The sequence below is a fragment of the Acinetobacter sp. SM1B genome (assembly GCF_003289665.1).
In the GTDB taxonomy this organism is placed as follows: domain Bacteria; phylum Pseudomonadota; class Gammaproteobacteria; order Pseudomonadales; family Moraxellaceae; genus Acinetobacter; species Acinetobacter schindleri.
On the sequence record NZ_QMBM01000001.1, the window covers coordinates 467157 to 491609 of the forward strand.

Annotated in this window: 22 protein-coding genes; 17 read left to right on the top strand and 5 right to left on the bottom strand. The window is 41.7% G+C overall.

Going from position 1 to position 24453, the window contains the following annotated elements; genetic code table 11:
* Positions 1-2 precede the first annotated feature (2 nt).
* The 5 genes from C8322_RS02305 to C8322_RS02325 form a co-directional block, all read right to left on the bottom strand.
* On the bottom strand, positions 3-1376 hold the full coding sequence (locus C8322_RS02305) for an efflux RND transporter periplasmic adaptor subunit (protein ID WP_017401602.1): 1374 nt from the start codon (positions 1374-1376) through the stop codon (positions 3-5).
* Between the two features lie 119 nt (positions 1377-1495).
* The gene (holA, locus tag C8322_RS02310) at positions 1496-2482 is read right to left on the bottom strand and encodes a DNA polymerase III subunit delta (protein ID WP_004813133.1); all 987 of its coding nucleotides are present in this window, start codon (positions 2480-2482) and stop codon (positions 1496-1498) included.
* Positions 2483-2491: 9 nt separating this feature from the next.
* Positions 2492-3025: an LPS assembly lipoprotein LptE gene (locus C8322_RS02315; RefSeq protein WP_004813132.1), complete on the bottom strand. Its 534-nt coding sequence runs from the start codon at positions 3023-3025 to the stop codon at positions 2492-2494.
* 212 nt (positions 3026-3237) lie between these two features.
* The gene (gene leuS / locus C8322_RS02320; protein WP_111810332.1) at positions 3238-5859 is read right to left on the bottom strand and encodes a leucine--tRNA ligase; all 2622 of its coding nucleotides are present in this window, start codon (positions 5857-5859) and stop codon (positions 3238-3240) included.
* A gap of 121 nt (positions 5860-5980) precedes the next feature.
* Positions 5981-6307, bottom strand: a complete 327-nt coding sequence (locus C8322_RS02325) for a DUF4124 domain-containing protein (RefSeq protein ID WP_227591025.1) — start codon at positions 6305-6307, stop codon at positions 5981-5983.
* Positions 6308-6996: 689 nt separating this feature from the next.
* Between C8322_RS02325 and C8322_RS02330 the strand changes: the two genes are divergently transcribed.
* From C8322_RS02330 to bamB, 17 genes are all read left to right on the top strand, one after another.
* Positions 6997-8724: an acetolactate synthase 3 large subunit gene (locus C8322_RS02330; protein ID WP_004813127.1), complete on the top strand. Its 1728-nt coding sequence runs from the start codon at positions 6997-6999 to the stop codon at positions 8722-8724.
* Positions 8721-9212, top strand: coding sequence for an acetolactate synthase small subunit (gene ilvN / locus C8322_RS02335; protein ID WP_004813125.1), 492 nt, complete (start codon positions 8721-8723; stop codon positions 9210-9212). The genes C8322_RS02330 and ilvN overlap by 4 nt, the downstream gene beginning before the upstream one ends.
* Positions 9213-9317: 105 nt before the next feature.
* Complete coding sequence (gene ilvC, locus C8322_RS02340) at positions 9318-10334, top strand: ketol-acid reductoisomerase (protein ID WP_111810333.1); 1017 nt, start codon at positions 9318-9320, stop codon at positions 10332-10334.
* Positions 10335-11568: 1234 nt separating this feature from the next.
* A complete protein-coding gene (locus C8322_RS02345; RefSeq protein ID WP_004813123.1) occupies positions 11569-12090 on the top strand; it encodes a DUF4402 domain-containing protein in 522 nt (173 codons plus the stop codon).
* A 113-nt stretch (positions 12091-12203) separates the two neighbouring features.
* Entirely contained in the window at positions 12204-12905 is a 702-nt protein-coding gene (locus tag C8322_RS02350; protein WP_004813121.1) for a molecular chaperone, read from the top strand.
* Positions 12906-12949: 44 nt separating this feature from the next.
* Positions 12950-15283: a fimbria/pilus outer membrane usher protein gene (locus tag C8322_RS02355; protein ID WP_111810334.1), complete on the top strand. Its 2334-nt coding sequence runs from the start codon at positions 12950-12952 to the stop codon at positions 15281-15283.
* A gap of 12 nt (positions 15284-15295) precedes the next feature.
* On the top strand, positions 15296-15706 hold the full coding sequence (locus C8322_RS02360) for a hypothetical protein (RefSeq protein WP_004890015.1): 411 nt from the start codon (positions 15296-15298) through the stop codon (positions 15704-15706).
* Between the two features lie 69 nt (positions 15707-15775).
* Complete coding sequence (locus C8322_RS02365) at positions 15776-16327, top strand: phosphatase PAP2 family protein (RefSeq protein ID WP_048881427.1); 552 nt, start codon at positions 15776-15778, stop codon at positions 16325-16327.
* Positions 16328-16416: 89 nt separating this feature from the next.
* Complete coding sequence (gene iscX, locus C8322_RS02370; RefSeq protein WP_004813114.1) at positions 16417-16617, top strand: Fe-S cluster assembly protein IscX; 201 nt, start codon at positions 16417-16419, stop codon at positions 16615-16617.
* Positions 16618-16727: 110 nt separating this feature from the next.
* The gene (gene ndk, locus C8322_RS02375; protein WP_004813112.1) at positions 16728-17159 is read left to right on the top strand and encodes a nucleoside-diphosphate kinase; all 432 of its coding nucleotides are present in this window, start codon (positions 16728-16730) and stop codon (positions 17157-17159) included.
* Positions 17160-17281: 122 nt separating this feature from the next.
* A complete protein-coding gene (rlmN, locus tag C8322_RS02380) occupies positions 17282-18517 on the top strand; it encodes a 23S rRNA (adenine(2503)-C(2))-methyltransferase RlmN (RefSeq protein WP_111810335.1) in 1236 nt (411 codons plus the stop codon).
* Positions 18518-18531: 14 nt separating this feature from the next.
* Positions 18532-19332, top strand: a complete 801-nt coding sequence (gene pilW / locus C8322_RS02385; protein WP_111810336.1) for a type IV pilus biogenesis/stability protein PilW — start codon at positions 18532-18534, stop codon at positions 19330-19332.
* Positions 19323-20114 (top strand): helix-turn-helix domain-containing protein, encoded by a 792-nt coding sequence (locus C8322_RS02390; protein ID WP_111810337.1) that lies wholly within the window; start codon positions 19323-19325, stop codon positions 20112-20114. The genes pilW and C8322_RS02390 overlap by 10 nt, the downstream gene beginning before the upstream one ends.
* Positions 20115-20137: 23 nt before the next feature.
* Positions 20138-21259, top strand: a complete 1122-nt coding sequence (gene ispG / locus C8322_RS02395; RefSeq protein ID WP_111810338.1) for a flavodoxin-dependent (E)-4-hydroxy-3-methylbut-2-enyl-diphosphate synthase — start codon at positions 20138-20140, stop codon at positions 21257-21259.
* Between the two features lie 3 nt (positions 21260-21262).
* A complete protein-coding gene (gene hisS / locus C8322_RS02400) occupies positions 21263-22558 on the top strand; it encodes a histidine--tRNA ligase (RefSeq protein ID WP_111810339.1) in 1296 nt (431 codons plus the stop codon).
* 30 nt (positions 22559-22588) lie between these two features.
* The gene (locus C8322_RS02405) at positions 22589-23287 is read left to right on the top strand and encodes a YfgM family protein (protein ID WP_004813100.1); all 699 of its coding nucleotides are present in this window, start codon (positions 22589-22591) and stop codon (positions 23285-23287) included.
* Entirely contained in the window at positions 23284-24432 is a 1149-nt protein-coding gene (gene bamB / locus C8322_RS02410) for an outer membrane protein assembly factor BamB (protein WP_111810340.1), read from the top strand. The genes C8322_RS02405 and bamB overlap by 4 nt, the downstream gene beginning before the upstream one ends.
* The last annotated feature ends 21 nt before the right edge of the window (positions 24433-24453 follow it).

Consider the following 24453-nt stretch of genomic DNA (forward strand, 5'->3'; position numbering starts at 1 on the left):
GCTTACATTCTCATTGGGCCGGCGCCACTACGACCACCACCGCTTCGTTTAGCACCGTCATTTGAAGTGTCTGAACCATCGGCAATGATCACCTGATCACCACGTTTCAAACCTTTAATCACTTGCGCTGTCACACGGTTATTCAGACCGATCAGCACTGGTGTCGGTTTAGCAGTGCCGTCCGCTTGTAATACGCGAACCATGGCACGTTGAGCTTTGCCTTGTTCAATCAGAGCACGTTCTACATCAGAAAGTTCCAGACGGGCAGGGCGTTCACCTTTTGCATTGTCAGCACGGCTTTCATCACGAGCAGCAGACTCTTCGCTGCGTGGACGACCCTCGCCACGTGTTTCTTGAGTGCCTTCACCACGATTTGGACGTTGTGGACGGTTAGAGGTTTGAATCGCAGCGGCTGGAATGGTCAATACATTTCGTGCTTCATCTAGCACAATATAGACTTGCGCCGTCATATCAATACGCAGTTTGCCATCTTCATTCGGTACATCGAATAAGGCGTTATAATACACTGCAGAACTAGAAGATGAACTTGAAGTATTGGTATCGGTATTAATTGAATTTGGTGCTGGTTCTACCTGACGTAGTTTCGCGTAGATTTTCTTTTCACTGTTGCCTAGGGTGGTGAAATAAACCGTTTGACCTTCTTCAACTTTCATGACATCTGCTTCAGAAATCTCGGCTTTGATGGTCATGGTGTCAAGTTTTGCCAGCTTCACAATGGTCGGTGCACTCTGGTTTGCGTTTACGGTCTGGCCTTCTTCAGTCACAATCGCCACAATGGTACCATCCATCGGTGCCACGATTTGGGTATAACCCAGATCTTCTTTTGCAGTGGCCAAAGTTAAACGTGACTGTTCAATCTGAGCATTAATTGCAGTAATGTCCGCTTGTGCTGTCCTATAACTTGCCAAGGCTGATTCCAGCTCTGAACGGGAAGTCGCATCCTGTGCATACATGGCTTTCTGACGGTTATATTCTGCTTCAACTTTGGCCAGATTTGCTTGTCGCACAGCAAGTTGTGCCATCTGGTTTTTAATACTGGCTTCAGCAGTTTTTAAATCATTTTCCTGACGTACAGAATCAATTTGAGCAATCAACTGACCCTGTTTAACCTGATCGCCCAGTTGCACATACATTCTTTTCACCTGACCAGAAACCTGCGCACCGACGCTGACCATTTTGGTGGCTTCCAGTACACCTGTTGCCAGTACCGAGTTTTCAATATCTCCCTGAGTCACCTCAGCAGTAATGTATTGTGTTGGCTGTTCTTCAGGTTTGAGGAAATACCACCCGGTGGCTATAAGTGCAATGGCAATGACTACTGCCATGATCAGTTTGGACGGTTTTATTTTTGGCATAGTGAACAGATTTAAGTCAGAGATATGTGAGTGATTATAAAAGCGAATTAAGGATAAATCGTGAATTTTTTTTAACAAATAAGAATGATTATTATTTTATTTATCTGATGATTAAGCTATTAATGAAATAAAGTTTTGCCACACATGCTGGCAATGGCTTGCTGCACCAAATGTTCAGGGTTTTCATGCCCCAACCCTTTGATAGAAGCATCAATTCTTAATAACAGGGCCGGCCAAGCTAAAAAGGTTTGTGGGCTAAGTCGACGTAAAGCCTGTTGATATAGGCTAACTTTGGTTTTCCAGATACCGATCTGTAGCGCATTTTGTGGCTGTTCAAACAGCTGCATTAACAAACGCATTTCCTTGCTGATACTCCAAAGAATTAAGCTCAATGGCTCACCAGAAGCAATCAAATACTGAAAAATTTTAATCGATTGTGCCAGATTACCATTTAGCAGGGCATCACTCAGGTCATAGGTACTATAACGCGACTGATCTTGCAGGCAGGCATACAGATGATCCACCTGGATTACATCGATCTCAGCAAAGGTATCACTGACACGCATCAGACTATTTTTGGCTGCCAGCAGGTTATGCTCATGGTGTTGTTCCAGCCAAGCCCAGGCATCATTGGCAAGCTTAATGCCGAGCTTTTCTGCCTCAACTGACAAAATTTGCTGACGGTCGCGCGGATAATTGGCTGTAAGAGAGACATTGACGCCATTGGCATCCATGACCTGGAAAAAGCTGGATTTCAGGCTGCTACTATCCTGTTTAGGCATGATGATCAGCAATAAATTGTCACTGTCCTGCTGCAAATAGCTTTTTAATAGCTTGATGCCACTAGCGTCCGGCTTGATGTTGCCATGTACTTCAACCGCTAATTGAGTCGAAAACAGAGACAAACTATTTAATGCATTAAAGACATTTTTCCAGTCACTGACCGAACTGACATCATAGCGCTGACGTTCAACTTCCCGCTGTTGCCAGCTAGCACGAAAAGCATCCATCAGGTTCTGCTCAAGCAGAGGTTCCTGACCATGTAACACCCAGGCACCGCGAGCATCGGAGACACGTTTTAATGCCTGAAGGTAATCAAGTTTCATGGTTCAGTCTTATTGTGCCGGTTGAGTAGGAGTTTCAGGTTTTGCCAATGGTAGGCGATTTGATGATATCTGACGCGCAATCTGTTGTGCTACATCATCAATGAGAACCTGTTTCAGGAAAACCTGTTCCTGGTCGTCAGTATTTACTGTCTCGATATCATATTGATAGGTGCGGGTCGCGACGATCGTACGCGGTTCAGTCACAGGATTACCTTGTGCATCTTCAATACGGAAAGTCACATTGAGACGTAATAATGTTTCTACCAGTTTACCGTTTAATTCCAAACGACGCGGAGTATAATCCAGTACACGCAATACATAGGCATTTGGTGAATTTGACAATTGTACGCCGGCTGCACCCAGATAAATTGCTAGTTTTTCCTGAAGTTCCTCGGTATTGGCAGGTAAAGCCAGACTCATTACTGAATAAGCCACAGGTACTGAGCTTGGATTATTACCTTTAAGATGGAAGCCACAGCCGACTAGGCCTGCACTCAGGCCACAAGTTAAAACAATTACTGCTAAACGTTTGCCCAAATGCATGCGCTGTCCTCTGTTTTTCCAAAATGGGAAAATATTGAAATTCTGTAGGGGATTGTAAAGTCAAAGCCCGTTGACTGGCAACGGGCTTTGTTTGGGAATTGTGAAATCCTTTATAAAGTCCCTTCTCCCTCTGGGAGAAGGCTAGGATGAGGTGATTTTTTCAACTTACCTCTCCCTAACCCTCTCCTAATAGGAGAGGGAACTTGAGGATATTAAACCACCAAATTCACTAACTTATTCGGCACCACAATTTCTTTCTTGGTTGGACCCGTCAAGAATTGTTGAACTTCTGGCAATGCTTTCGCTTGCGCCAAGATGTCATCTTTAGACGCATCGACAGATACTTCTAATTTGCCACGAAGTTTACCGTTCACTTGAACCACGATGGTTTGGGTATTACGGGTTAATGCAGACTCATCAACGCTTGGGAACTGAGCAGAAGTTAACTCAATACCAAACTGCGCCAATAGAGTCTGGCTTAAGTGTGGTGCAAATGGTGCAAGCAACGTTAAAAGCGTAATGATCGATTCACGTGCAACCGCCACGTCATTGTCATCTTTCGCTTCAAACTTATTGTTTGCGTTCAGAAGTTCCATCATCGCTGCAATGGCAGTGTTAAATGCATGACGACGTTCGATGTCATCACCCACTTTTTGGATGGTTTCATGCGTTTTACGGCGTAAGTCTTGCGCAGCAGTAGAAAGAGCGGCTTTATCGAATTCAGTCGCAGTATTACCTTTTTCAAGGAAACCTGTTGCCAAACGCCATACACGTTTCAGGAAGCGGTTTGCACCTTCAACACCGGCATCAGACCATTCAAGAGATTGATCAGGTGGTGCAGCAAACATCATGAATACACGTGCAGTGTCTGCGCCGTATTGGTCAATAATCGCTTGCGGGTCGATCCCGTTGTTTTTCGATTTCGACATCTTCTCTTGACCGCCAACGACAACGTCTTGACCATCTTCTTTGTATTTCGCAGAAGTGATACGACCTTTTTCGTCTTTTTCAAGCTCGATGTCCACAGGGTTGAACCATGTTTTCTTACCTGATTCCGCTTCGCGGTAATACGTATCAGCAAGCACCATACCTTGGGTTAACAAGTTAGTGAACGGTTCGTTACCTTGTACCACACCTTCATCACGCATCAATTTGTGGAAGAAACGTGCATAAAGCAAATGTAGAATCGCGTGTTCAACACCACCGATGTATTGGTTGACAGGAAGCCAGGTTTGACCCGCTTCAGGTTTCACCATGCCATCTGTAAAGTCTGGAGATGCATAACGTGCATAGTACCAAGATGATTCTACGAATGTGTCTAGCGTATCGGTTTCACGACGTGCATCGCCACCACAACAAGGACATTTAGTTTCGTAGAACTCAGGCATTTTGTTCAATGGGTTGCCTGAACCGTCTGGCACCACATCAGTTGGCAGTACAACAGGAAGTTGTTCTTCAGGCACTGGCACTTGACCACACGTTGGGCAGTTGATCATTGGAATTGGACAACCCCAATAACGCTGACGAGAGACACCCCAGTCACGTAAACGGAATTGAACTTTTACATTCGCAAGACCTTGTGGCTCAAGTTTCGCTAAGAATGCATCAAATGCGCCTTGGAAATCTAAACCGTCAAATTCGCCTGAATTGACCAATTTGCCTTCTTTCGAACCGTACCATTCTTGCCATTGTGTTGCATCAAAGTCCGCATCATCTGCGCCTTTGGCATCAATCACTTGCTTGATGGTTAAGCCATATTTGTTGGCAAATTCGAAGTCACGTTCATCGTGTGAAGGTACCGCCATCACCGCACCTGAACCGTATGACATCAACACATAGTTTGCGATCCAAACTGGAACTTGTTCACCTGTTACAGGGTGCTTAACTGACAAACCTGTTGCCATGCCTTTCTTCTCGGCAGTGGCAAGATCCGCTTCTGCCACAGAACCCATACGGCATTCTTCAATGAATGCTTGAAGCTCAGGATTCGTTTCAGCCGCTTTTAGCGCCATTGGGTGTTCTGCTGCAACAGCAACATAAGTCACACCCATCAAGGTGTCGGCACGTGTGGTAAATACAGTTAGACCATCTGAGTAAACTTCAGGATTTGCTGAAGGGAAGGTAATTTCCATACCTTGCGAGCGACCAATCCAGTTACGTTGCATGGTCAAGACTTGTTGTGGCCAACCGTCCTTTAATGTGTCTAAATCGTCTAATAATTCTTGCGCATAGTCAGTGATGCGGAAGTAGTACATTGGAATATCACGTTTTTCAACCAATGCACCTGAACGCCAGCCGCGACCATTTTCAACTTGTTCGTTGGCAAGAACTGTTTGATCGACTGGATCCCAGTTCACGGTTGAAAGTTTACGGTAGATCAGGCCTTTTTTATAAAGCTGAACAAATAACCATTGTTCCCAGCGGTAGTATTCAGGTGTGCAGGTTGCGAATTCACGATCCCAGTCCACTGCAAGACCTAACTTTTTCAACTGATTACGCATGTAATCAATGTTTTCAAAGGTCCATTTTGCAGGTGCAACCTGATGCGCAATTGCTGCATTTTCCGCAGGTAAGCCAAAAGCGTCCCAACCCATTGGTTGAAGCACAGTTTCACCTTTTAAACGGTGGAAACGGCTGATCACGTCACCAATCGTATAGTTACGCACATGACCCATATGCAGTTTGCCACTTGGGTAAGGGAACATCGAGAGGATATAACGACGTGGACCTTCTACAGTGTCGGCAACTTTAAAGGCTTTCTGCGATTCCCAGTCCTGTTGGACTTGAGGCTCAATCGCACTGGCTTGGTATTCTGAGTCAATGTGAGTAGTCATATACGTAATACAAGAGAACGGTTAAAAAATTATGAGGCACAGCATAGCGCAAAATGCACTTATAGTGAATTTTGCACTCACATTTCCCGAAGAAAAACGACTGTCCTATTAAAGGGATGCCTTATAAAGCGACTGCACGCTTTTTAGATTGTTGCAAGGCTTCGTTCGCTTCGCGTTGCTGCTGGTCTTGATTCGCTGGAGCTTGAGGCGATTGTTGCAGCTGTTCTTGAGATGCGTGCTCAGTTTGTTCAGCAGGTTCAGTATTTCTAGGAGGGGTTGGGGCTGAATTTTTCCAGCCATAAGTTTCTACTTTACCTGCTTTTTTTGCATTTTTTGGCGGTGGTGTTTTGGTGTAATGCGTTACTCCCTTGGCATCGACCCATTTATAGTATTGATTTGCCATGGTGTTTCCACTCATAAAACAGAGTAGAAGGGTGTTTGTTAACATGGCAAACAGTGAATGTCTCATGGTTATTGATCCTTTGCAGTTTCAGCATTCAGGTTGTGCATATTGTAGTCAGTTTAAATAATCAGAGGAGTATTTTTATCGACTTTTCGTAATAAATGCAGAAAAAGCTAATTGAAGAAAATATAAACAGACTAATAAGTAAATTTATTTATAAACATTAAAATCAAAAAATAGAAAAATTCATTCATTTTTTTTATATAAGGCATACTAAAATTTTATAAAAATAAATATTTATCATAATGATTTTATTGAATATTTTTTCTTTATAAAGAGGGGGTGTAAAGCTATATCTTTAATAAAAGTTTAGAAAAACAGCAAAAACCCTATAAGCTAGATGAAACAGAGTGTTTTTTGAACTTGACTTTACAGACTGAAAACACAAGAATGCTGCAATAGTTTTATATGCCTTAGATCGATCACCCTTCGAATAAGTGTCATTTCATGCAGTGGGCGATTTCTCTAGCCGAGAAATTGAACAAAGCTAAGCAAAATATGTTTATCCCAACATGTTTTAGGTCTTGTATTGCTCGAACAGTAAAGAGACCAGATTTTTTTCCTATTGCTATGAAAACTATGAAATTTATGTGCTATAACAGTGCAGACAGTTAATGAATGAACACTGCAAATGCCTCCCATTTGTGCAGTGAATAATATTAGGGTGAATCACGTTGGAACTTTTATCTGGTGGTGAAATGCTCGTTCGCGCATTAGCGGATGAAGGCGTTGAACATGTTTTTGGATATCCAGGCGGCGCAGTTCTACATATCTACGACGCGCTATTTCAACAAGACAAAATTAATCATTACCTCGTACGTCACGAACAAGCTGCCGGCCATATGGCAGATGCATACTCGCGCGTAACAGGTAAAACAGGTGTCGTGCTTGTGACCTCAGGTCCGGGCGCAACCAATACCGTAACCCCAATTGCAACAGCTTATATGGATTCCATTCCAATGGTGATCCTGTCTGGTCAGGTTGCAAGTCACTTAATTGGTGAGGATGCGTTCCAGGAAACGGACATGGTTGGTATTTCCCGTCCGATTGTGAAGCACAGCTTCCAGGTTCGTCATGCCAGCGAAATTCCGGCAATTATCAAAAAAGCATTCTATATCGCTGCTTCTGGTCGTCCAGGTCCAGTCGTTGTTGATATTCCGAAAGATGCGACCAATCCAGCAGAGAAATTTGCTTACGAATATCCTGAAAAAGTGAAGATGCGTTCGTATCAGCCACCATACCGTGGTCATTCAGGTCAAATCCGTAAAGCGATTGACGAACTGATTCATGCTAAACGCCCAGTGATTTATTCTGGCGGTGGTGTGGTTCAAGGCAATGCTTCAGCACAATTGACTGAACTTGCACATCTGTTGGGCTTCCCAGTAACCAATACCTTGATGGGTCTTGGTGCATTCCCGGGCGATGATCCACAGTTCCTGGGCATGCTCGGTATGCACGGTACTTATGAAGCCAACATGAGCATGCACAATGCAGACGTGATTCTGTGTATCGGTGCGCGTTTCGATGACCGTGTAACCAATAATCCTGCGAAATTCTGTCCAAATGCCAAAGTCATTCACATTGATATTGACCCAGCGACGATTTCTAAAACCATCATGGCACACATTCCAATCGTGGGTGCAGTAGAACCTGTACTAAACGAAATGCTGAACCAGCTGAAACAGATGAATGTGTCCAAGCCAAATCCTGAAGCGATTGCGGCATGGTGGAAGCAAATTGATGAATGGCGTCAAGTGAACTGCTTGAAGTTTGATCTACCGACTGATGGTTCGATGAAGCCTCAACAAGTAGTTCGTGCGCTCGACAAAGTGACCAATGGCGAAGCGATCATCACCTCTGACGTGGGTCAGCACCAGATGTTCGGCGCATTGCACTATCGCTACAAGCGTCCACGTCAATGGATCAACTCAGGTGGTTTAGGAACGATGGGCGTAGGTCTGCCATATGCAATGGCGGCTAAGCTTGCATTTCCGGATCAGCAAGTGGTGTGTATCACTGGTGAAGCATCGATCCAGATGTGTATCCAGGAGCTTTCAACCTGTAAGCAATACGGCTTGAACGTGAAAATTCTGTGCCTGAACAACCGTGCATTGGGTATGGTAAAACAGTGGCAGGATATGAACTATGAAGGTCGTCACTCTAGCTCTTATGTAGAGTCATTGCCGGACTTTGCAAAATTGATGGAAGCTTATGGTCATGTTGGTATTCAGATTGATCATGCAGATGAGCTTGAGTCTAAGCTTGAAGAGGCGATGGCAATCAATGATAAGTGCGTATTTATTAACGTAATGGTTGATCGCTCTGAGCACGTTTATCCGATGCTTATTGCAGGTCAGTCAATGCAGGATATGTGGTTGGCAAAAGGGGAGCGCACAGCATGAGACATATCATCTCTGTACTTGTTGAAAACGAAGCAGGCGCGCTTTCCCGTTTAGTGGGTTTATTCTCACAACGTGGCTACAACATCGAAACATTAAACGTTGCGCCAACTGAAGATCCAACACTTTCTCGTTTGACATTGACTACTTATGGCGATGATCACAAGATCGAACAAATTACTAAACAGCTGAATAAATTAGTTGAAGTAGTAAAAGTAGTGGATCTGTCAGAAGGTGCGCATATTGAACGTGAACTGATGCTCATTAAAGTCAAAGCACTCGGTTCATCGCGTGATGAAATCAAACGTACTGCCGATATTTTCCGTGGTCAGATTGTTGATGTAACACCAACGACTTATACCATTCAAATTGCAGGTACAACTGAAAAGGTGGATGCGTTTATTGATGCACTTGCAGAACATACCATTTTAGAAGTGGTTCGTTCAGGTGTTTCGGGTATCGCACGCGGCGAAAAAGTACTGACAATCTAATTTTAAAGTATTTCCTCATCCTAAAAAGAAGGGGGTATCAGGCAGTGTAAATACAAGATTCACTGCCTGGTTAAACAGACAAACAAGCATTAAGCGGAGACAGCAATGCAAATTTTTTACAATAAAGACTGCGACTTATCTATCATCCAATCTAAGAAAGTAGCGATCATTGGTTATGGTTCACAAGGTCACGCGCACGCGCTTAACCTTAAAGATTCTGGTGTAGACGTAACTGTAGGTCTTCGCGCTGGTTCTACTTCTTGGAAAAAAGCTGAAAACGCTGGTCTTAAAGTTGCTGAAGTCCCTGCTGCTGTTGCTCAAGCTGACGTAGTGATGATCTTGACTCCAGACGAGTTCCAAGCACAACTTTATCGTGACGTAATCGAGCCAAACATCAAAGAAGGCGCGACTCTTGCATTTGCTCACGGTTTCTCTGTTCTTTACAACCAGGTTGTTCCACGTGCTGATCTTGACGTAATCATGGTTGCGCCTAAAGCGCCTGGTCACACTGTGCGTTCTGAATATCAACGTGGTTCAGGTGTTCCTGACCTAATCGCTATTCATCAAGATGCTTCTGGTAACGCTCGTAACGTTGCGCTTTCTTATGCATCAGGTGTTGGTGGCGGCCGTACAGGTATCATCGAAACTTCTTTCCGTGAAGAAACTGAAACTGACTTATTTGGTGAGCAAGCAGTTCTTTGTGGTGGTGCTGTTGAGCTTGTTAAAATGGGCTTTGAAACTTTGGTTGAAGCGGGTTATGCGCCTGAAATGGCATACTTCGAATGTCTACACGAACTTAAATTGATCGTTGACTTAATGTTCGAAGGTGGTATCGCGGACATGAATTACTCAGTATCTAACAACGCTGAATACGGCGAATATGTAACTGGTACTGAAGTTATTAACGAACAGTCTCGTGAAGCGATGCGCAATGCGCTTAAACGTATTCAATCTGGCGAATACGCGAAGATGTTCATTCAAGAGGGTGCGTTGAACTACCCATCTATGACAGCTCGTCGTCGTCAAAATGCTGCTCACGGTATCGAAGTAACGGGTAACAAACTTCGTGCGATGATGCCTTGGATTCAAGCAAACAAAATCGTAGACAAAGAAAAGAACTAAGTTCTAATTTCTAAGTCGAAAAGCCCTTGTTTTTAACAGGGGCTTTTTTATGTCTTGTAAAAGAACTAATTTATTTGAGTTGAACTTCGTGCCTCAAATAGATGAAAACAGTGTGCTTTCACTTCTTGTGCTTCATTGAAAGCAGTGCTTTGCCTCCTTACACTTCTTACAAAACAGTGTTTTGTACTCGTTCATACCTTGGATTTAAGAAAACAAGATCGTTATAAAGCGTAAAACTAATTTCTCGGATCATTTGATTTAAAGGAAAAAACCACTCAAATTGAATGGTGTTTTTATATTTTTATTTTTAGAGATGTATATTATTGGATTTTAAAATAATTGATTATTTGTTGATTATTAATTTTCTTTGATAAGTTGGAAATGCGAATAATTAGATCTAAGGGTGAATTATAGAAAGTTAATAAATAAAATTAAGATAAAATAAAATATAGAAGATAGTGGCTTATATGATTAATTAATAAGTAAAAATGTTTTTTAAGTATTAGCAGGTCTTAATAACTTAGGAACAATTAAATTTTTTATATTTAAAATGAAAAATAATTTAATTATTTTAATGTAAAGTTAATTAAATTATTATTTGAACTAAATTTATATCCAGTAAGATTATCATAAAATTTAAGGTTGAATAAATTTGTATAGAAAAAGAGATAAAAGTCATTAATTATGATACAAGTATTAAAATAGTGAAAAATAATTTATTAAGTTGTTGATTGTAAAAATTTAATTATTTATATTGAATGTTTTTTTGATGAGAAGGATAATGTAAATATATGAAAAATCAAAAAAATAGAATTAGTAATTTTTTTATTTTAAAATATTTGATTATAAATTGTAAGGTTTTGTAAGGTTTTAATATTTAATGAAACTATTCTTTATTTAATATAAATAAAATAAAAACAATAACTTATTTTTAATCTTTTTTTTAGATTGAAAATATTGATAGAAAATTGGTTTTTATAAATTTCTCTTTAATTTGCCTTAATTGCAAAATTCGAAAAAATAATTCTTTAAAATATAGTGATCTAAGATAAAAGTGTGCTTTTGTGAAAGAATAATAAAACATATTGTGAAAGTTATCACATTTGTATGTTTTGGAACTAATAATAATAAGATAAGCCTACGGTTAGGTAGCTGCACTCATAATAATAAGAGTTTTGCATTAACCGTTCTTCGAAATAAATATTTATATTCTTTTAAAAGAATGGAGAAAAAAATGAATAAAATAGTTCTAACAGCATTAGCATCAGTTGTACTTGGCTTAGGATCAGCAAGTGTATATGCAGGTGGCCCAGATCGTGGCCCAGGTCCATCTAAACCGACTAAACCACATAAACCAGGCAAGCATGCTTGTGGTGATAAGTGTGATGGAAAAATTAATGTAGTTCTAGATGTTGCTCGACATTGCGACCTAGATGTCGTAGATGAAACCTTAACGCTGGCTCAAGCACAAAATGGTACTTGGACAGATACAGGAACATTTAATGTACGTACAAATGCACCATACAGACTGCAAATCTCAGCACCAAATACTTTAACTGGAGCGGGTGGCGCAGTACCGGTACAAGTGAGCACACGTCAAAATGGCGCTGCTGATGCGTACAATGGTGGTACTTTAGCTAGTACAGGCAATGCCGATCAGGCATTTAATGTAACTGCAACAGTTGCACAAAATGATTATAACAACGCTGATGCTGGTACTTACCGTGGTACTTATACAGTAGCGGTTCGATTCTAAAAATAAGAAAATCATTCTTATAAAATAGTTACACCGTTAGGAGATGTTTTAAACATCTCCTACTTTAATATAAAAAATTAATAATAATTATATTTAAATATTTGGAGTCAAAGGTGAATATAAAATTAATAGGGTTGCTAATTATGCTCCTCTACAGTGCTTCTTTGTCTGCAGGAATTAAATTTAATCCAATACAATTAAATATCCAAGATTTTAAAAGACAGAAAAGTACTACGGTTAATATCGAAAGTACTGGTCTATCTAAATCTAAAATCTATGAAGTTAATGCATTTAAATGGCAGCAGGATGAAAAAGGAGAAGATGTTCTCGTAGAAGATAGAACTTTATTATTTAATCCAAAAACTTTTGAACTTAAACCAGAAAGTAAGCAGATTGTGCGTATTGGCTTTAGTCAGCCGCCAGAAAACCTGGAAAAACAACAGTCTTGGAGAGTAGTTTTTAAGGAAGTAACACCGGTTGTAGAGGAGTCTGCAATTAACTTTTTATTTAATTTTTCTTTACCACTTTTTGCTGGAAAGGTAGTTCCTCCAAAGCTCAGTGTGGATCTACATAAAATTAATAATGTAGCCTATCTCAATATCATTAATTCAGAAAATTCTTTTGCGAAAATTACTGAAGTTGTTGTGCTCGATAATAAAAATAATGAATTACTGCGACAAGATTTGGCGTTGTATGTGTTAAGCGGTAATAAAATTAAATTTGAATTAGGTGAAATTAAAACTGGGAATATAGCCAAATTAAAAATTAAGTTAGATGAGCAGGCAGGGTATTTAGAGTTTCCAGTAAAAGGGTGATAGTTCTATCTCATAAAAATAAGAAATAGTAAAAGGATCATGCTATGAAAGCCACAAAACTTTTCCTAATGATTGCATGTGGTATGGGAGCGATAAATGCAAATGCAGAACTTAGTCAAGAATCAAATCAACTAAAAAGTCCAGAAGTACTTATCGTTAATATATGGATCAATGGTGTGGATTATCACACTGAAACTGTAACATTTTCTGAGAATGGGAAAAGATTTGTTGAATGTGAAGCTTTATCTGATATTGGAATACGGGTAGAAAAAATTTCACGACACCTAGCTAAGAAAGATTTTTGTTCATTAACACAGCCAGGAATTACAGTCGAGGATGATTATAGTCTTCAGGCGATTAAAATCTTCTTTCCTGCAGATTTTTTCGTAGGAACCGATTATGAGCTGGAAATAGAAGTTCCGGAAAAAGCAAACTTTGGTGGCTTTGTGAACTATAGTCTGTTCTATGGTAAGGATGAAGAAGATCAGGAGTTTAATACGTTCTCAGAGTTTGGGATCTTTAAAGATTATTGGTTGTTTAAAAATGCGTTTCTCTATCGGAATGAACCTGAGGAAACAGAACAAACGTTTTTGCGCGTAAACAGTACCTTAGATATCGATTTTCCGACAAAATTTTTAAAGCTGACTTTCGGTGATACGACCAGTCCTTATAACTTGCTAAATAATTCTTTTCGTTTTGGCGGTTTAAGCTTTGGAACCAATTATATTGATCGTCCTGATTTTGTGTATTGGAATATCCCGGCCTTAAATGGTAGCGCCAGCTTACCCTCTACGGTAGATCTTTTTATTAATGGTGTAAGACTTTACCGGGATTCAATCACCCCAGGTAATTACAATTTACCAGCTGGAGGAGTCGTCAATCAGGCAGGTGATGCTCAAATTGTGGTAGAAGATATACTTGGAAATCGTACTGTTCGGAGTTTTCCTGTTTATATTAATAGCCGGTTATTGAAGCCAAGGTTAAATGAATACAATATTTCGTTAGGAAAGCTGCGTTATAACTATGATCTTGTGGATGATGATTATCGTGATTTTTTTAGCAAACTCTATTTTCGCCGAGGAATCACCTCTTCTACAACCTTGGGCCTAGATTTACTTTATAGTGAAGATGTTAGCAATGTGGATGTGTTGTGGACCCAAGGTATCAGTAAGTATTTTCTTTTAGATATCGCCGTATCAGCAAGTAAGGCAGATCGTATAGATGAGCAAGGTTATGCTGCTGCAGTTGGCTTGAGTCGAAGTTCCCAATACTGGTCAGTTGGCTTAAATAGTCGATATTTTACTCAAGAGTATCAATATTTAAATACTGACTTATATGATTCCGAAATCGAGACTTCAAGTATTTTATATTTCAACTTTTCTAATCTTAAAATTATTGATGGTCTAAATTTTAATTTTATTTATCAATCTTATTATAATGAATTTGATGATTCACCAAGAGAAGACCGTAAGTTTTTTGATATTAGAGCGACAAAAGGTCTAACTAGAAATTTATATACGGATTTTGGCTATTATAAAGACTTTAGTGAGGACGGAGATCAGGGATTTCGTATCGCCTTTTATTATAACTGGGGCGAACGAGGGCGGCTTTCTCTGGATCATGATACCGCAGATAATGAAACAAGTTTAAGTTATGCCCATCGAACCATGACCCAGAATGGCTTTGATTATGTCGTGGGTGTAAACCGAAGTGATGAAGAAATTAACTACAATGCTTATGGTTTGTGGAAAACCAGCGTAGGTAACTTGCAATTATCTCATGATGAATATGAGGATCGCCGTAATTCACAAGTTACATTTGATGGCGCATTAGTTTGGATGGGGAATAAAGTTGCATTGACCAAATATGCCGATAACGCTTTTGCCTTGGTTAATGTGGACCAACATTCAGATATTGATATTTATCGCTCGGCAACACGTGTAGGAAGTACCAATAAACAAGGGTATATGTTTGTTCATAATCTTATTCCTTATATTCATTATGACATTTCTTTTGATCATAACCAGCTGGCAATGGATGAAACTTTTGAACACTCTTCTAAGAAACTGGTGGGCTTAGATCAACGCGGATATCGTCTAGATTTTCCGATTTATAAAACAAAACGGGTTGCTGTCAAACTTAAGGATGCACAGCAAAATTCGCTGGTTGCAGGGTCTGAAGTTCTTGTAGACGGGCTCAGTCAGGAAGCTTCTTTTGTTGATAGCCAGGGTATGGTCTATCTTTATTTATTTAAGGCAGGTGCATATAACCTGAAAATTAAAACTCAAGGCGGAAAGCAATGCCAGGCACAATTTAATCTGAATGAAATACAATTCCAGAATGCGGACAAACATGTTTTTGAAACGGTTTGCAAGTAGGAGAAAATTATAATGAAACAGCTCTTGTTATTAATAGCAGTATCCGCGATGAGCACCATGGCATCTGCTCAATATTGTTCAATTGATGGCTTTGCTAATGATGAGCTTCGTTTGCAAAGCTACCAGCGTAGCCAGGCAGCCACGTCTTTTAATATCAGTTGTGATACTGGTTATTCAATTTTATTTAATAGCCAAAATCTGGTTAGTACTGATGGTATGAGTTATGTATCTAATGGCGCCTATAAACTCCGCACTAAGTTAAATTTAAGAGGAGCAAGCGGTAATGCGTGGGGAGTACCACTCCAACAGAGCGCAGCCCAGCGACAGAAATTTATCGTATCTGTTCAACTGGTAGATAATCCTTTTAATGGTGTTCCAGCAGGTACCTATCGTGATCGGATTTCAGTCGATATTAATTTCTAAATTTGATTTAAATAATTCGATAGCTAAGAATCGATAAAATGAACTGAAAATATTACAGGAAGCCAAACGGTGAAATTCCATCATGCAAAACAAAAATTAATGGAGATGGATTTAAAAGGTTGCGTAGTATTAAATCATCTTTCGCATTCTGGACGTGTGGCTGTTTTTTTCAAAATTATCAGCCGGCTTGGCAATGGCGTATTCTGGTACGTGATGATCATCGCTACCTGGGCGCTACAAGGTTTATTATACAGCCTGCAAATGCTGTATTTAATTTTGGGAAGTACTGTTGGTACGGCAATCTACAAGGTACTAAAAACCAAAACTGTACGCCCCCGACCTTATCAGGTGCATCAGCTTATTCGTCTCGGTGACCATCCTCTAGACTATTACAGTTTTCCCTCAGGACATACCCTGCATGCCGTCATGGCAACGACGATGCTGGGTTATGCAGTTCCAGTTCTACTGATTTTAATGCTGCCTTTTACTGTGTTGGTCGCAGCCTCACGAATGATACTCGGTCTGCATTATCCGAGTGATGTAGCAATGGGGGCTGTCATCGGTATAACTGTGGCGGTAAGTTTTATATCTCTGGCACCGCTCTTGAACATTGTGTTATAAAAATATAGCTCTGGAACCGTTAAACACTCGCAGATTCTGCCAGATTTGCTAAAGTACCACATCGAAGCAAATGGCTATTAGGAATAGATATGGGTTTACGTTGGACTGATACTCTTGATATCGCAATTGAACTGTATGAAGCACACCCGGACGTGGATCCGCAATGGATTCGTTTTACTGATTTGCATGCATGGGTTTGTGCACTTCCAGACTTTGAAGATAATCCTGAAAAATCAACTGAAGGCCTGCTTGAAGCCATTCAAATGGCATGGATTGACGAGGCGCGCTAAGACCTCATCTAAAAAAGCGATTTTTTTACAGAGTAAAAGCAGAAAATTGCGGATTATCTCGGTATAATGCGCCAAATTTTCATGTCAACCATTGACTAAAGGAGCCAATCATGGCTATTGAACGTACATTATCTATCGTTAAACCAGATGCAGTTGCTAAAAACGTAATCGGTGAAATCTTTGCTCGTTTCGAAAAAGCGGGTCTTAAAATTGTTGCTACTAAAATGAAGCACCTGACTCAAGCTGAAGCTGAAGGCTTCTACGCTGAGCACAAAGAACGTGGTTTCTTTGGTGACCTAGTTGCATTCATGACTTCTGGTCCAGTTGTTGTTTCAGTTCTTGAAGGTGAAAACGCAGTTCTTGCTCACCGTGAAATCCTTGGCGCGACTAACCCTAAAGAAGCTGCTCCTGGTACTATCCGTGCAGATTTCGCTGTAAGCATCGACGAAAATGCTGCTCACGGTTCTGACTCTGTAGCATCTGCTGACCGTGAAGTTAACTACTTCTTCGCTCAAACTGAGATTGCTCCACGTACTCGTTAATTCGCAGTATTCAAGCCAGATAAGTGTTATTATACTTATCTGGTTTTTTTATTCCCTGAATAATTCTTTGCTCAGATATTGAGCTTCTCCTTTCATCTTTAGACATGGTTTAGGTAATACACATGAGTACTGAAGCAGTCGCTGTATCAGCAGTTTCTGAGACACAGCAACACACTCCATCCGCTCCAGCACAGCAAAAGGCTGTCGAGAAAGTGAACTTACTTGGCATGTCACGTCCGCAAATGGAAAAATTCTTCGAAGATATGGGTGAGAAGAAGTTTCGTGCCGGGCAGGTGATGAAGTGGATTCACCAATTTTTTGTGACTGATTTTGCTGAGATGACCAATATCTCAGGCAAGTTGCGTGAAAAGCTGGAAAAAATTTGTGAAATTAAAGCGCCAGAAGTGGTGCATAAAAATTATTCTAAAGACGGTACGCGTAAATGGGTGTTCCGTGTCGGTGATGGTGAAGGTTCACTGGTTGAAACTGTCCTGATTCCGGCAGAAGATAAAACTGGCTCACGTAAGACCTTGTGTATTTCTTCACAGGTGGGCTGTGCACTGGACTGTTCATTCTGTTCAACTGGTAAACAGGGTTTCCAACGTGATTTAAGCCAGGCTGAAATTATCGGCCAATTATGGATGGCAAACTATTCCTATATGGAAGATGTGCCTGTGGCTGAGCGTGAACGTTCAGTGACGAATGTCGTCATGATGGGAATGGGCGAACCGTTATTGAATTACGATGCTGTACTCAATTCAATGCGTATCATGCTGGATGACTTTGCCTACGGTATGTCAAAACGCCGTGTGACACTGTCAACATCAGGTGTGGTGCCTAAAATTGATCAACTTGCACAAGACATTGATGTCGCTCTGGCGATTTCATTGCATGCACCTAATGATGAACTGCGTAATGAACTCGTGCCAATCAATAAAAAATATCCGCTTGAGCAACTTATTGCAGCATGTCAGCGCTATATCACTAAAGATGGCAATGAAAGCGCACGTAAACATGTGACCATTGAATATGTCATGCTGGACGGCGTGAATGACAAACCGGAACATGCCCAGCAGATGATTAAATTATTGAAGAATTTGCCAAGCAAAATTAACCTGATTCCATTTAATCCATTCCCGCATGCGCCTTATGGCCGTTCAAGCCGTAACCGTATTATTTCTTTCCAAAAAACTTTGTCTGATGCAGGTTTTGTGTGTACGATTCGTCAGACACGTGGTGATGATATTGATGCTGCGTGTGGTCAATTAGTGGGACAAGTTGCTGACCGTACTCGCCGTGCGGAACAATGGAAGAAGAAAATCGCGCAGTCCAATGAGATTATGCGCTCACAAGGATAACAAGAGGTCACCAATTGAGAAATCTGACATCTAAAATTGCTTTTATTTCAACAGCATGTGTTTCTATTGCTCTATCTGGCTGTCAAACGGCAGAAGTGGGTAAAAAGGATCCTAAAAAAGCGACCCAGGTGCGTACTCAATTGGCGGTTGAATATCTGAAGACTGGTGATCTGGATTCAGCGAAAAGAGCGCTAGATGAGGCGCTTAAAATTAATTCACGTGATGCTCAAGCTAATATGATGATGGGTGTTTTGTTACAGCAGGAAGGCAGTAAGCTGAACTTGGATCGTGCCGAAACTTATTTTAAGCGCGCGATCTCAGTCGAACCTAAAAATGCACAGGCACGTAACAATTATGGCACCTATTTGTATCAGATTGAACGTTATAATGATGCAATTGAACAGTTTGCAATTGCAGGCGCGACACTGGGCTATGACCAGCGTTATCTTGCGCTTGAAAATATGGGGCGGATCTACCTGAAGCAAGGTGATCTGGTGAATGCTGAAAAATCATTCAAACAGGCCCTGCAAGCCAATCGCGATTCTTACATTTCAATGTTAGAGTTGGCAGAGATTTTTTATCTGAATCAGCAGTTCCCGGCAGCGTCGAATATGTATCAACAATTTGTACGTTCAGTGGGACAGAAAAACCAGGGTGCTCGTGCGCTCTGGATCGGCATTCGTACTGCGCGTGCCGAGGGTGATCAAATGGGCATGCAAGTATTGGTCAACCAATTGCGCGCATTATTCCCTGAAAGCCCGGAATACCAACGTTATTTGCAATTACAGTACACTACTGAGGCCGTATGGAAGTAAATCCTAATTCACCATCGAATAATTCGAGCGTAGCGCCAAACGCGTTAGGAAATGTTCAACGTCCAGGTGAGTACTTGCGCCAGATTCGTATCAACCAGAAACTTGAGCTGGAAGATGTTGAAAGTGAACTGAATATTCCAGTCAAAACTTTGACTGCACTGGAACAGGATGATTATAAAGCTTTACCGGAAGCGACCTTTATCAAGGGTTATTATCGTACTTATGCGAAGTTCTTAGGCGTCGATGCATCGAATATCATTCAACGTTTTGATGAGATTTATGCCAATGATACCGGTCTGTTGCCGAATCATGCCTTGAACAACTCCCCAATCAAGATTATGGGTAAATTACCAGGCTCTAATCGTGACCGTAACCGTAAATGGTTGAAACGCGGTTTAGTCGCATTAGTGGCGTTAGCAGTTTTAGGTGCATTGGTAGCGATGATCCAAAACTGGTCAGGCAATAGTAGCGCTGAAGTAGAACCGAAAGTAATGACTCAGGCATCAGACGTTGAAATCATTAATATGGATTCCAATGCAGCAGTATCTGGTGATCAGCTAAAACTTGAGTTTAGCCGTCCTACTTCAGTCCATATTGTTGACTCAACCGGTAAAGTGCTTGCTACTGGTCGTCAATCATCAACATTGGATTTAAATGGTGAAACTCCATTTCAGATCCGTCTTGATGATGCAACCGCTGTGGCCATGACCCTGAATAACGAAAATATTTCATTGTCACCATATACTGTAAACGGAAAAGCAGAATTCCGTTTATCACGTTAATGGCAAGAGAGTAGAAACAAATCATGATTGTGAATCCGATTCAACGCCGTCCAACCCGCAAGATTCGTGTTGGTTCTGTTTATGTCGGTGGTGATGCGCCTATCAGCATCCAGAGTATGACCAATACCGAAACCTGTGATGTAGCCGCAACGGTCGCACAGATCCAGCGCTGCGTCGATGCGGGTGCTGATATCATGCGTGTTTCTGTACCAAGTATGGAAGCAGCGGCAGCGTTTGGGGAAATCCGTAAACAGGTGAGTGTGCCATTGGTTGCAGACATTCACTTCGACTACAAAATTGCCCTGGCAGTAGCTGACTTGGGCGCAGACTGTCTGCGTATTAACCCAGGTAACATCGGTTCAGAAGCCAAGATTCGTGAAGTCGTGGCAGCTGCGCGTTATAACGATATCTCGATGCGTATTGGTGTCAATGCTGGTTCATTAGAAAAAGACATCCAGAAAAAATATGGCGAGCCGACAGGCGAAGCACTGCTTGAATCGGCGATGCGTCATATCGATATTTTAGACCGTTTAGATTTCCATGAATTTAAAATATCGGTAAAAGCATCCAATGTGTTCCTGACCATGGATGCTTATCGCCTGCTCTCTAAACAGATTGATAACCCGCTGCACTTGGGTGTGACTGAGGCGGGCATTTACCGTACAGGTTCGGTGAAGTCTGCAATCGCCCTTGGTGGTCTGTTGATGGAAGGCATTGGTGACACCATGCGTATTTCATTGGCAGCAGAACCTGAAGAAGAAGTGAAAATTGGTTTTGATATTTTAAAATCGCTGGGTTTACGTTCTAACGGGATTAACTTCATTGCCTGCCCGAGCTGCTCACGTCAGGAATTTAATGTAATTAAAGTGATGCAATCGCTTGAAGAACGTTTGGAAGATATTCGTACACCAATGGATGTATCCGTGATCGGCTGTAAAGTAAATGGTCCGGGTGAAGCTAAGGAAGCCGACATTGGTGTAGTAGGTGCAAGTCCACGTTCGCTGGTGTATCGTAATGGCGAAAAAAGTCATTTAATTGATACCAATCAACTGGTTGATGAAATCGAGGCTATGGTTCGTCAACGTGTTTCCGAGCTTGAAGAAGCTAAATCTAAAGAAATTATTCGTACAAGTTTTCCTGAGTAGATCATGAGTTCAATCGTCGCAATCAAAGGTTTTAATGACATTCTCCCAACGCAAACCCCAGCTTGGAGACGTCTTGAACAGCATTTATCGGGCCTGATGGATGCCTATGGTTATCAACAAATTCGTTTGCCAATCGTTGAACATACGAATCTGTTCAAACGTTCAATCGGTGATGCAACGGATATCGTTGAAAAAGAAATGTACACTTTTCTGGACAAAGGCAATCCACCGGAGTCTTTGACGCTGCGTCCTGAGGGTACAGCAGGTTGCGTACGTGCCATGCTTGAGCATAACCTGCTGCGTGGTGCGACCCCGAAAGTGTGGTATGTCGGACCTATGTTCCGTTATGAAAAACCACAAAAAGGCCGTTACCGTCAGTTCCACCAGTTTGGTGTGGAAACTTTTGGTGTAGCAACGCCAGATCAAGATGCTGAATTGATTTTAATGACAGCGCGTTTATGGAAACGTATGGGTGTTTCGGACAAAGTTCAGCTTGAACTCAACACTTTGGGTGAGTCGGATGAACGTGCGGCATACCGCGCGGCATTGGTTGAATTCTTGGAAGCGCATAAAACCGATCTGGATGAAGATTCTCAGCGTCGTTTAACCACGAATCCATTACGTATCCTGGATTCTAAAGATGCCAAAACGCAGTCTATTTTAGAAAATGCACCTAAACTGCATGACTTTATGGGTGAAGAAACACTGGCGCACTTTAACCAGTTACAGCAATACCTGACTGATGCAGGCGTCAGCTTTGTCATCAACCAGAAACTGGTACGTGGTCTAGATTACTACAACAAAACCGTATTTGAATGGACCACAACACATTTAGGTTCACAAGGTACAGTCTGTGCCGGCGGTCGTTATGATGGGCTGGTGGGTCAGTTAAAAGGTAAGGCGGACCAGTCTGTACCTGCGGTTGGTTTTGCGATGGGGATGGAGCGCTTACTGCTTTTACTGGAGCAAGTTGAAGACAACACACTTGTACGTGATTGTGAAGTATTTCTGGTGGCAGACCCTGCTTCTCAAGGTCAGGCACTGGTCTTGGCTGAACAGATCCGTGACCAGTTAGAAGCTGCCGGGAGTAGTATTCGCCTGAAAGTTGGCTCACAAGGTTCAATGAAATCGCAAATGAAAAAGGCAGACCAGTCTGGTGCGATCTATGCCGTGATTATGGGTGAACGTGAACTTGAAGCACAGACCTTTACTGTAAAAGAGCTAGCAACAGCAGAACAATCAGATGTGCCATTTACTGATTTTGTGGCATTCTTCACAACTAAAATTTCTTCAAAATAATCGATAAGACATTAGGAAAGGGGTAATCACATGAGCGCAATTGGTGGTGATGAACAACTTGAAAGTTTGAAATCCTTCACAAAGAAGTATGGCTCTTCAATCATTACCGGGATTCTGGTTGCGCTGATTGCCTTTTTTGGATGGGAATATTGGCAGAAGAAAAACCTGGCGGAGTCGCAGAAGCAAACTGCCAAGGTACAGCAGTTAATGGATGATGCACGTTCTACTCAGGGCGATGCGTTTGCTAAACTGTCTGATACTGCGGACAAGATTGTCAAGGAAGCACCTGACTCAGCGCAGGCGATTCAGACTCAGCTAGTAATGGCAAAACTGGCTTATGACAAAGAAGATTATGCAGCAGCTGAACGTGCACTGAAGAAAGTTGAAAACTCCAAGGTGGATGATGCAGGTCTGGTGCAAGTAGTTAAACTTCGTCTGGCATATGCCCAGCTGGCACAGAAAAAATATGATGCAGCACTGAAAACTTTAGAAGCGGTGAATGAGCCTGCTTTTAAAGCAACTGCGGATGAAGCACGTGGAGATATCTATGTTGCTAAAAATGATATTGAAAATGCCAAGAAAGTGTATCAAAGTGCATGGGATACTTTGGTAGAACGCAAAGAAGAACGTCAGATTTTACAAATTAAACTAGAAAGTGTTGGCGTATTGGTCGATGATCCTGAAATTGAACGCCCGATTATAGATACACAAGTGGAAGAAACTGAATGAATAGAAAATACAAACTCACCTGTGCCTTAACCGTGTTAACCCTTGCTTTGGCAGGTTGTGCGGGAAAAACCATTAAAGTGGAAGAAGCCAAGCCAAATCCACTTCCTAAACTTGCACAGGCAAAATCACTGGTTCCTGTATTTTCTAGCAGTGTTTCTTCTACGGATGAAGCAGATCCATTACGTTTACGCCTCGATGCAGACAACGGTGTGATTTTTGCCATTAATCCAAATGGGGAAATTTCTGCTTATCAGGGCAAGCAACGTCTTTGGCAGAAAAAAGTGTCTAAAGCCGGCTTAAGCGCAGGTGTGGAGGCGGCTTCTGGTCTGGTGATTTCCGGGAATACCAAAGGTCAGCTGTTTGCTTTAGATCAGCAAACGGGTGAACAACGTTGGGCTGCCCAATTGTCGGGTGCCATTATTGCGCCCTCTTTAGTGCATGCAGACCGTGTGATTACCGTGGCGAATGATGGTATGGTCTTCGCTCATGAAGTCAGTACTGGTAAACAGGTGTGGACTTATAAGCTACCTAATGTACAATTCAGCCTGCGTGGTATGGCGGCACCAGTCGCACTTGACCCACGTCATGTACTGATTGCTTCAGCAAACGGCTATATTTATGCTCTGGATGCAGTTACTGGCGTGCCAAAAATGCAGCGCCGTGTAGCGGTGTCCGATGGTCGCTCCGATATTCAACGTCTGAATGATCTTGATGGTGAACCGGTCGTTGCTGGTCAGTTTGTAGTAACAACCAGCTATCAAGGTCAGGTGACTGTGCTTGATCTGGCTTCACAACAGGTGATCTGGAGTGAAGATGCCAGCAGTATCCAGCGTCCAGAAGTTGTAGGTAATGGTGTCTTTGTAGCTCAGACTGATGGTAAAATCACCGCCTATGAAATTACGTCTGGCCAGAAACTGTGGGAAAATGACCAGCTGTTAAACCGTCAGCTGAGCAACCCGGTCATGCTGGGTACAGACCTTGTAGTCGGTGACCTGGATGGCGTATTACACCTGATTGATCCGTCTACTGGACAGATTGTTGGTCGTTCCAAGACTTCTGGTGAGGTTCGCACACTGCGTGTGATCGACAACCAGCTCTATGTGTCGACACGTAAGGGTGCTTACAGTATCTGGCAGAATCGTTAATTTTTCTGTGGCTTATGCTAA